This is a genomic window from Methylobacterium sp. B1, assembly GCF_000333255.1.
Lineage (GTDB): Bacteria > Pseudomonadota > Alphaproteobacteria > Rhizobiales > Beijerinckiaceae > Methylobacterium > Methylobacterium fujisawaense.
Genome location: NZ_BACT01000729.1, coordinates 1 through 9,758 on the forward strand (window position 1 = coordinate 1; position 9,758 = coordinate 9,758).

10 protein-coding genes and 1 pseudogene are annotated in these 9,758 nt (G+C 71.1%); 4 read left to right on the top strand and 7 right to left on the bottom strand.

Annotated features, from left to right (window positions below):
• The 3 genes and pseudogenes from I53_RS21290 to I53_RS21300 all read right to left on the bottom strand — a co-directional run.
• A partial coding sequence (locus I53_RS21290; protein WP_043354428.1) for a bestrophin family protein occupies positions 1–638 on the bottom strand: 638 nt, incomplete at its 3' end.
• Between the two features lie 214 nt (positions 639–852).
• Positions 853–1,793: pseudogene (locus tag I53_RS21295) on the bottom strand (ROK family protein).
• Positions 1,793–3,166: a dicarboxylate/amino acid:cation symporter gene (locus I53_RS21300; protein WP_043354440.1), complete on the bottom strand. Its 1,374-nt coding sequence runs from the start codon at positions 3,164–3,166 to the stop codon at positions 1,793–1,795. Before I53_RS21300 ends, I53_RS21295 begins: the two are co-directional and overlap by 1 nt.
• 244 nt (positions 3,167–3,410) lie before the next feature.
• Here I53_RS21300 and I53_RS21305 point away from each other — a divergent pair, with 244 nt between their 5' ends.
• On the top strand, positions 3,411–3,839 hold the full coding sequence (locus I53_RS21305; RefSeq protein ID WP_236961407.1) for a L,D-transpeptidase: 429 nt from the start codon (positions 3,411–3,413) through the stop codon (positions 3,837–3,839).
• Between the two features lie 186 nt (positions 3,840–4,025).
• Here I53_RS21305 and I53_RS21310 read toward each other — a convergent pair whose 3' ends face one another.
• The 3 genes from I53_RS21310 to I53_RS21320 form a co-directional block, all read right to left on the bottom strand.
• Positions 4,026–5,000, bottom strand: a complete 975-nt coding sequence (locus I53_RS21310) for a hypothetical protein (RefSeq protein ID WP_043354429.1) — start codon at positions 4,998–5,000, stop codon at positions 4,026–4,028.
• 319 nt (positions 5,001–5,319) lie between these two features.
• Positions 5,320–5,730, bottom strand: a complete 411-nt coding sequence (gene msrB, locus I53_RS21315; protein ID WP_043354431.1) for a peptide-methionine (R)-S-oxide reductase MsrB — start codon at positions 5,728–5,730, stop codon at positions 5,320–5,322.
• A 100-nt stretch (positions 5,731–5,830) separates the two neighbouring features.
• Complete coding sequence (locus I53_RS21320) at positions 5,831–7,021, bottom strand: YihY/virulence factor BrkB family protein (RefSeq protein ID WP_043354433.1); 1,191 nt, start codon at positions 7,019–7,021, stop codon at positions 5,831–5,833.
• Positions 7,022–7,134: 113 nt separating this feature from the next.
• On the opposite strand from I53_RS21320, the gene I53_RS21325 reads away from it, so the two are divergent.
• From I53_RS21325 to I53_RS21335, 3 genes are all read left to right on the top strand, one after another.
• Positions 7,135–8,208, top strand: a complete 1,074-nt coding sequence (locus I53_RS21325; protein ID WP_043354434.1) for a UV damage endonuclease UvsE — start codon at positions 7,135–7,137, stop codon at positions 8,206–8,208.
• Between the two features lie 46 nt (positions 8,209–8,254).
• Positions 8,255–8,812 carry an alpha/beta hydrolase gene (locus I53_RS21330; RefSeq protein ID WP_043354436.1) on the top strand — a complete coding sequence of 186 codons (558 nt, stop codon included), beginning with the start codon at positions 8,255–8,257 and terminating at the stop codon, positions 8,810–8,812.
• 149 nt (positions 8,813–8,961) lie between these two features.
• Complete coding sequence (locus I53_RS21335; protein ID WP_012319110.1) at positions 8,962–9,189, top strand: hypothetical protein; 228 nt, start codon at positions 8,962–8,964, stop codon at positions 9,187–9,189.
• 4 nt (positions 9,190–9,193) lie between these two features.
• On the opposite strand, the gene I53_RS21340 is transcribed toward I53_RS21335, so the two are convergent.
• The coding region (locus I53_RS21340) for a TIGR01620 family protein (RefSeq protein WP_043354438.1) at positions 9,194–9,758 on the bottom strand (565 nt) is incomplete at its 5' end.

The window sequence follows — 9,758 nt, forward strand, 5'->3', positions numbered from 1 at the left end:
GTCCGGTACACCAACAGGGTGTAGGCGAAGGGCAGCGGCGTGTTGGCGAGGCGCTCGCAGGCGGTGTGCACGCCCGACAGCGCCTCGATCCGGGCTTCGAGGATGCCGAACTGGATGTCGCTGAGCCCGCCCGCGCGCATCAGCGCGGCCAGGTCCCGGGTGATGGCGCCCAGAATCGAGTCGGTGGGATTCGGGCCCGACAGGTCCGATCCGGGGCTCATCCGGCCCACCGCGGCGGCCTCGTCGAGGGCGCGCAGGCGGGCATGAAGCCCGTGGGCGAAGGCCGAGAGGCGTCGGAGCTGGCGCGCCGCCTCCCGCTCCGGCAGCAGGGCCGGGAGGATGCGGGCGAGGTTGCGCACCTCGCCGATCAGGTTGCCCCAGTGCTTCCGGGCTTCCCACCAACGCTCGTAGCAGGCGTTGTTGCGGAAGCTCAGGAAGATCGAGAGGGCGAGGCCGACCACCGTGAACGGGGTGACCCCCGCGGTGACCGGGAACAGTTCGGGCCATCGCGATTCCGCCCAGACCACCGCGCAGGACACCGCGACGATCCCTGCGAGCTTCGGCGCCACCCGCGGCAGGATCGAGCCGCGCAGGGTGAACAGCAGGGTCAGCAGGTTGGGCCGGGTGCGGACGATCATCGGGGCTTCGGGTCTGGGGGGCTTCTTAGCCCTGCCCTGCCCCCCGCGCGCCGGCAAGGAACGTGTTGGTGAAAAGGGGCGCCGGCCGCCCAGCCCGGCGGGGCGGACCGTGCGAGCTGGCCCGGCTGACGGCGCATCCGGGACCCGTCGCGCGGGCCGCGGGCGGCCGATCGTGCAAGGGGCGGCCGATCATGCAAGGGGGGCCTGGCCGGGATCAGGCGCCCTCTGCCTCCCACAGCCACGCCGCGCCGCGCACGCCCGATGCGTCGCCGTGCAGGCTCGCCCGCACGGGGGTGTCGAAGGTGTCCGAGAAGACATGGGGGGCGATCGCGGCCGGCAGGCCGGCGATCAGCTCCGGGATCCGCGACAGGCCGCCGCCGATCACGATCACATCCGGGTCCAGCAGGTTCACCACCTGGGCGGCCGCGCGCCCGAGCCGCTCGAGATGCGCGGCCAGCGTCTCCTGCGCCGCCGGACTGCCGGTCCGGCCCTCGGCGACGACGGCCTCCGCGGTGAGGCTGCCGCCGTGCCGCCGGGCGTGGTCCGCCGCCATCCCGGGCCCGGACAGCCAGGTCTCGACGCAGCCCCGGCGGCCGCAATAGCAGGCGGGACCCGGTCGCTCGTCGTCGCGGGGGGCCGGCAGGGGACCGTGGCCCCATTCGCCCGCGATGCCGTTGCGGCCCGTGAGCACCCGCCCGTCGAGGGCGATGCCGGAGCCGACGCCGGTGCCCAGGATCACGGCCCAGACCACACGGGCCCCGGCGCCGGCGCCGTCGATCGCCTCCGACACAGCCAGGCAATTGGCGTCGTTCTCGATCCGCAGAGGCCGCTCCAGCCGCTGCTCGAGATCGGCCGCGAACGGGTGTCCGTTGAGCCAGTGCGAGTTGGCGTTGCGCACGAGGCCCGTCGCCGGGGACAGGCTCCCCCGGCAATGCCGATTCCGACGCTGCAGGGCATACCGGCTTCGGCTTCGAGACGCAGGACCAGATCGGCCACGGCCTCGACGGTTTCCCCATAGGCGCCGCGCGGGGCGGCCACCCGGGCTTCGGCCAGGGTCGAGCCGTCCCGGCCCAGGACGATCCCGGCGATCTTCGTGCCGCCGAGATCGATGCCGAGGCGCGGGCGCCCTCCGGATCCTGCCGCGGGCGACCCCATCACTCGGCGGCAGCGACCTTGCTGTCGGTTCCCATCGGCTGCGGCGCCTCGTCGGCGATGTGGGTGCCGATGGCGAGCGGATGGGCCATCACCTCGTTGAGCTTGGCCACGTCGAGCTCGCCTTCCCAGCGGCTGACCACCACGCAGGCGACGCCGTTGCCCACGAGGTTGGTGAGCGCGCGGCACTCGGACATGAACTTGTCGATCCCGAGCACGAGGGTCATGGCGGCCACCGGGACCGGGCTGTTGGGGATCGCCGAGAGGGTCGCCGCCAGGGTGATGAAGCCCGCGCCGGTGACGCCCGACGCGCCCTTCGAGGTCAGCATCGCCACCAGGATGATGGTCGCGTACTGGCTGATCGACAGGTCCACACCCACGGCCTGCGCCAGGAACAGCGTGGCCAGCGTCATGTAGATGTTGGTGCCGTCGAGGTTGAACGAGTAGCCGGTCGGAACGACGAGGCCGACCACCGAGTCCGAGGCGCCGAGCCGGCGCATCTTGGTCATGAGCTGCGGCAGCACCGTCTCGGAGGACGAGGTGCCGACCACGATCAGCAACTCGTCCTTGATGTAGGCGAGGAAGCGCAGGATCGAGAAGCCCGCGATCCGGGCGATCGTCCCGAGCACCACGAGCACGAACAGCAGCGCCGTGATGTAGAAGGTGCCGACCAGCCACGCGAGGTCGTAGACCTTCTGGATGCCGTACTCGCCGATCGTGAAGGCCATGGCGCCGAAGGCGCCGACGGGGGCGAGCTTCACGATGATGCCGATGATCCGGAAGAAGATCTGGCCGGCGGTGTCGATCGCCCGGTTTACGCCGGCCGCCCGCTCTCCGAGGTTCGTCACCACGACGCCGGTGAGGATCGAGATCAGCAGCACCTGAAGCAGGTCGCCGGTGGCGAAGGGATCGAGGAAGCTCTTGGGGATGATCGCCAGGATGTGGGCGACGGTGGAATCGGCGGCCGCCTTGCTGGCGTAGGTCGCGACCTTGCTGGCGTCGAGCTTCGACGGGTCGGCGTTGAACCCGGCGCCGGGCCGGATCACCTCGCCGACGATGACGCCGATCAGGAGCGCGATGGTGGAGACCACCTCGAAATAGACCAGCGCCTTCAGCCCGACCCGGCCGACCTTCTTCAGGTCGCCGATCGACGCGATGCCGTGCACGATCGTGCAGAAGATGATCGGCGCGATCATCATCTTGATCAGGCCGATGAAGGCGTCGCCGAGCCACTTCATCGATTTGCCGGTGGCCGGGTCGTACCAGCCGAGCAGCACGCCGAGCGCGATGGCGATCAGGACCTGGATGTAGAGCACCTTGTACCAAGGCTCGCGGGGCGCTGCGGCGGGAGCCGGCGCGTGGATTGCCTGTGCCATGTCCATCCCGTGCGACGACCGCGCACCCTCCCATTGTGCCGGCACGCTAGCGATTATCATCCGGCGCCTCAACGCCCGCACGGTTATGGTCCGGGAACCATCCGTGACAAAAATCTGTCGATCCCGGCCGAAGTCACTTCTCTCGTCTGACAAGTGCGCGCAGGCTGAGCAGCGCGGCTGTTTCTGGTCTCCGGCGGACTGAGCCGGCCAATCGACGGCATCCGGTGATCTCTGGAGAGTGTCCGTGGCTGGATTCCACCGGGCCCGAACGGCGTTCCTGGGCGTGCTGCTCACCGGCATCCTGATCGAGCCCGCCTCGGCCGGCGTCGTCGCGCGGATCGACCAGTCGCGGCAGCGCATGCGCGTCTATGTCGACGGTTATCCGGCCTATGAATGGCCCGTGTCCACGGCCCGTCGCGGTTACGTCACGCCCAGCGGACGGTTCCGCGTCGGGCTGATGGCGCCGATGTGGCGCTCCCGCAAGTATCACGGCTCTCCGATGCCGCACGCGATGTTCTTCCGCGGCGGCTACGCGATCCACGGCACCTATGCCACCGGGGCCCTCGGGCGCCGGGCGAGCCACGGCTGCATCCGCCTGTCGCCCGGCCATGCCGCCGCCCTGTTCGGCCTCGCCCGCAGCCGCGGCGGAGCGACGGTGGTGATCCGCGATTGAGCGACCGGGCCGCCCCACCCCTGCCCCAGGCCTGAGCGGAGATGCGGCTTGCGTCGCAAGCCGTCGGCACCCGGCACAGAGGTCCGGATCCCCCGGGACCGCCCGAAGAGGGCCGGGTCCCGAAACGCAGACGGGCCGCAGCGCGATCTGCGCTGCGGCCCGTCTGCATGGCGCCTTATCGTGGGCTCAGGTCTGTTGCTGGGTCCGGCGGGGCCGGACGGTCCAGCGCTCGAACATCGAGGCGGGATCCTCGCTCTTCGCGTCCTTGTTCTCCGCCGCGTGATCGGGCTGCTGGTGGATCGCAGCGCCGAGCGCCTGGGACAGGCTCTCGATGACGTCGTCGATGCGGGCATCCCCGTGCAAGGGGTCCCCCGGGCCGGTCTGGGCGGCGGGCGTCTCGGCGGGCGCGGCCGCCTCCGGCGCGGGCTCCGGCTGAGGCTCCGGCTCGGGGTGATGCTCGGGGGCCGGTTCGGGCGGGCGCGCGGCCGCAGCCGGCTCCGGGGCCGGGGGCGCCGGAACGACCGGCGCGGCGGCCGGGACAGCCGCGGCGGCCGGCGTCACGGCCCGGCGCATGGCGCTCGTCGCACCCTCGTCGGACTCGGCGTTCCGGCTGCTGCTGCCGTAGCGGCCGAAGCCGAACCGGGGCTCGATCAGGTCCAGCACCGCGTCGAGCGCGGCGTTGCTCAGCGCCACCTCCTCGGCGGCCGGCACGCCCTGGATCGCGAGGGCCTGCCGCTCGAAGGCCGGCTCGTTGCTGACCTCCCGGCCGAACCAGCTCGGGGCATGGAAGGCCGCAGCATCGCCGTCATTGTCGAAGGTGATGCTGATCAGGTCCAGGCTGCCGGGTGTGACGTAGCGGTCGATGGCGATCTCGCGGCCGCCGGCATTCAGGGTGGTGCGGTCATAGGCGGCCTTCCCGGGGCAGACGTCCAGCAGGGCGTCGCCGTGGGCGCGCGGCACGTCGGTGCGCTCCTCCACCGGGATGCCGTCCGCCCCCTTGTTCACCAGGACCAGCTGGCAGACTTGGCCGTCGACACGCACATAGGACGCGCGGCCACCCTGCGGGGCGAAGTGCCCTTCGGTGATCCGGGCGCCGCCCCGCTCCTTGCGGATCAGGCGGACCAGGGACGGTGCGACCAGAAATCGGCGAACGGTGCTCATGAACTCAAAACCCCTCCCGCTTGGTCGGCAGTGCGCCGATCCGGCGGACAGCCCTCAGCGCCGCCGGGCCGCACGGAAGGGTGCAAGTGGAACCGACCCGCACGGCGTATAAGCTGGACTGCCACACCGTATTCGTCAGAGCCTGACCGCTTCCGTCGCCAATCACCGGACAGCGACAACCTGAGACTATAGAGCGCTAAGCAAAAACGCGACGAAATCAAGACCGGATCGGGTCGAGGCTCCGGCCGCGGCGCCTTCTATCCCCGATATCCCGGCTTTTGAGCCCGAATTCCGAACCCAGGTTAGGCCGGAACGCGCCTCATTCCGCGGGCTCGAAATTCATCGCCGCGCCGTTCATGCAGTAGCGCAGGCCGGTCGGAGCCGGGCCGTCGTCGAAGACGTGGCCGAGATGGCCCTGGCAGCGGGCGCAGTGGACCTCGGTGCGGACCATCCAGTGGCTGCGGTCCACCGTGGTCTCGACGGCGCCCGGCAGGGGCTCGAAGAAGCTCGGCCAGCCGGTCCCGGATTCGAACTTGGTGCCCTGCTCGAACAGCGGCTGCCCGCAGCCGGCGCAGGTGAAGGTGCCGGCACGCTTCTCGGCGAGCAGGCAGCTCGTGCCGGCCCGCTCGGTGCCGTGCTCGCGCAGGACCCGGTACTGCTCCGGCGTCAGCGTCGAGCGCCATTCCGCGTCGCTGCGGGTGTCCGGGCTGGTGGTCGGCGTGTCGGCCATGGCGATCTCCCTTTTCGCGAGGCTATATAGGGATTGCGCACGGTTTTCGGCAGTCCCGGAGCGTATCGCAATGCCGCGTCCGGCACCGGCGAGGCCGCGGTCAGGCGGCCGCGCCGACGGTGTCGGCCATCCGCGCCCGGCGCAAGCCCATCGGCAGCGGCGCACCCGTGGTGGTGTCGCGGGCGGTCTGGTGCTCCAGCTCGGCGTTGATCTCGCCGCCGAGCAGCACGATCGTCGAGGAGATCCAGATCCAGGTCATGAAGCCGATCACCGCACCCAGCGAGCCGTAGGTTTCGTTGTAGGTGCCGAAGCTGGCGACGTACCAAGAGAACAGGAGCGAGGCGATGAGCCAGAGCAGGCCCGCGACCACGCTGCCGACCCCGACCCAGCGCCAGCGGGCATGTTCCCGGCTCGGCCCGAAGCGGTAGAGCACCGACAGGCCGCCGAGCAGGACGATCAGGATCGCCGGCCAGCGCAGGGCCGCGAGCAGCCACGCGGTCGAGCCGAGGCCCAGGAAGTTCAGCACCACCGGCACGACCACGATCACGTTGAGCGCGATGATGATGAACAGCAGAGCCCCCACCGTGAAGGTGAGGGACCGGAGGTTCAGCCAGAAGAAATTGCGCTTCTCCTCCTCCTCGTAGACCACGTTCAACGCATCGAACATCGCCTTCATGGCCGCGTTGGCGCTCCAGAGCGACAGCAGCAGGCTGGAGAAGAACGTGATGCTGAGGGATCCGCTGCCCTTGGCGGCGATGCGCTTGACCTGATCGCCGATGAGTTCGACCGCGCCGGACGGCAGAACCGCGTGAAGCTGGGCGAGGTGATCGTTGATGACGGTCACGTCGGCGAACAGGCCGTAGCAGGAGACCAGCGCGGCGATGGCGGGAAACAGCGACAGCAGCGAGTAGAAGGTCACCCCGGCGGCCACCGCCAGCACCCGGTCCTTGTTGAACTCCAGATAGACCCGGACGGCGATGTCCTTCCAGCCGGACCGCGTCATCTCGGTGGGGCTGTCGGCGGCGCGGCCCCGCTCGGCCTGCGTGGCGGCGGTGAGCTGCGCGGCGCGCCCCGAGATCGAGCGCGCGCCCGCGGCCACGCCCTTCTGCAAACCCCGATCGTCGGCCGTCGGCTCGCGGTCGCTGGGCGGTTCGCTCGCGGGGGGAGCCGCCGACACGCCGCGCCGCGCCGGCGCCGCCGCGAGGGCGACCAAAGCCGAGCCGAGCATCAGGATCCAGAGGATCGAGCCGGTCTCGGATGGTCCGGTCGAACGCGACGGTGACGGAGGCATATATCGGGGCCAGTGCGCGGAACTGCCGCGCTCGGGACTCCCAACGTCGTCGTGCCGTGGCCGTTCCGCGCATTTGGCGGGGACGCTGCGGCCCTCCGCGCGTTGTGCCCGTTATGCACGCTCAGCCCCGCCTCGGATTCTGCTGCAAGTTTGTCCTGGACGAGCCTCCCGGCACCCACGCCACCCTCAAGGCGGAGCGGGAGGCCACGCTGCACATGAACCTCACCAGCGTGACCATGGCCCATCTCACCAAGCTGGAGCCCGCCGCCCGGCGGGCCAAGCTCGCCGGCCTCGTCGCCCACAACCTCGCCGCGCTGGCCCGCCAGATCGCCTGGGTCGGGGCCCGGCCGCCCCTGGAGCGCCTCCTGCGCATGGCGAGCAACGTCCTGCCGGGCTACACTCACCCCATCGCGCAGGCGATCTACGCCGAGCCCGAGATGGCGGCGCTGGTCGAGCGCGGCCTCGCGGAGGCCGGAGCCCTCGCACGCCGGCTCGGCGTGCGCCTGAGCTTCCATCCGGGGCCGTTCTGCCTGCTGGCGAGCCGCAACCCGGCGGCCATCGCGAACGGCCTGTCGGAACTCGACTATCACGCCGAGATCTTTGACCGGATGGGCTACGGCGGCGGCTGGCATCCGCACGGCGCCCACATCAACATCCATGTCGGCGCCGGCGACCCCGGGGTCGCGGGCTTCCGCGAGACCCTGCCCCGGGCGAGCCGGGTGGCGCGCGACCTCGTCACCGTGGAGAACGACGAGAACGTCTTCGGCCTCGACGCGGTGCTGCAACTCGCCGACATCGTGCCGGTGGTGCTCGACCTGCACCACCACTGGGTCGAGAGCGGCGGCGCATACCTCGAACCGGACGACCCCCGGATCGCCCGGGTGACGGAGTCCTGGCGCGGCGTGCGGCCCGTGGCCCATATCAGCGTGTCGCGCGAGGCGGTCTCGTCCGACTGCGATCCGGACGCCCTGCCTGACTTCCCCGCCCTGCGCGGGGCCGGTCACGCGGTCCGGGATCTCGCGGCCCATTCCGACATGATGTGGAACCGGGCGGTGAACGATCTCGTCGCCCGCCATCTCGCCTGGGCGGATTTCGAGATCGAGGCCAAGGCGAAGAACCGCGCCTCCATGCAGATCGCCCGTCACATCCAGGCGCTGGAGCAGGCCGCGCCGATCGCGGCCGAATGACGGGGCGGTCTCGACGTCTCCGCCGGTCCGCTCTAGGCAATCCGACATGAAGACCGCCGATTGCGACATCCTCATCGTCCCGGGGCTCGGAGGTTCCGAGGAAGACCATTGGCAGGCCCGCTGGGCGGGCCGCCTCGCCACGGCGCGGGTGGTGGAGCAGGACCAGTGGCACGCCCCGACACCGGAGGCGTGGTGCGGGCGCATCGCCGAGGCGGTCGCGGCGGCGACCCGGCCGGTCATCCTGATCGCCCACAGCCTCGGCGTCGTGGCCTGCGTCGAGGCGGTGCCGCACTTCCCCGCGGGGGTGGTGCGCGGCGCCCTGCTGGTCTCCGTCCCGGACGTGGAGGAGAACCCCGACGTGCCCGCGGCGGCGCGCGTCTTCGCGCCGGTGCCGCGGGACCCCCTGCCCTTCCCGTCGCTTCTGGTCGCCAGCCGGACGGATCCCTATTGCCGCTACGAGCGGGCCGACGACTTCGCCCATGCCTGGGGCTCGCTGACGGTCGATGCCGGCGAATCCGGCCATATCAACGTGGCGAGCGGGCACGGGCCGTGGCCCGAAGGGCTGATGCGGCTCGCCGGGTTCCTGAAGGGTCTGTCCGTGTGACGAACCTGAATGGCAGGGCTGCACGGAACCCGCCGACGACCAGGCTCCGATTCCCGACGCGGCCACCGCATTAACGCGCTGTTTACCACCGGCCCCTTCAGTGGCGGTACGGGCGGTCCTTCGTCCCGAAGCCGCCCCTGGAGAGCACCGTGACGCGCAAAGAGCTTCTGGAACGACTCGAAGCGGTGCAGACCGCCCTCGGCCCCCGGGCCCAGAGCAACTTCAACAGCTCGCTGTTCAACGACGTGACGCTGCTCAAGCGGATCGAGGCCTTCGAGGCCAAGCTCGGCGAGCCCGAGAAGCCGAAGACCGCCGACTATACCGGCAACATGTTCTCCCGCATCGCCAACCGCCGCGCCGCCGCGGGCGCCAAGTAGCCCGCTACGATTTCGGCTCGGCCTCGGCCGAGCGCAGCAGCTCGCCGGCGACGTCGGCGAGCCGCGGCGGGGCCTCCCGCACGAAGGGCAGCGGACGGCAGACATTCAGGGCCGCGAGCCCGAACCGGGCGGTCATCAGCCCGTTGAGCACGCCCTCGCCCAGCTTGGCCGAGACCCGGGCGGCGATCCCGAGCCCCAGAACCTGCTGCATGACGCTCTCGCCCACCGCCATCCCGCCGGTGACGGTGAGATGCGCGAGCGCCGCGCGCCCCAGCCGCAGGAAGCCCAGGAAGCCCGGCCGGCCGCCGTAGATCGCCGCGATCCGGCGCAGCAGCCGCACCGCCGCGAACACCACGAAGGCCACGTCGACGATCGCCCGCGGGCTGAGCGCGGTCACCGCCGAGACCTGCTTGGCCGTCGTCGCGATGGCGTTGCGCGCCTGCCGGTCCAGCCCGGCCAGCAGCTCGTGCTCGGCGAGCCCGATCCGGTCGTCCACGTCGAGGATCGCGTCGGCGGCGGCGTCGATCCGGGCGCGGCCCGCCGACAGCGTGTCGCGGTCGGCGTGAAGT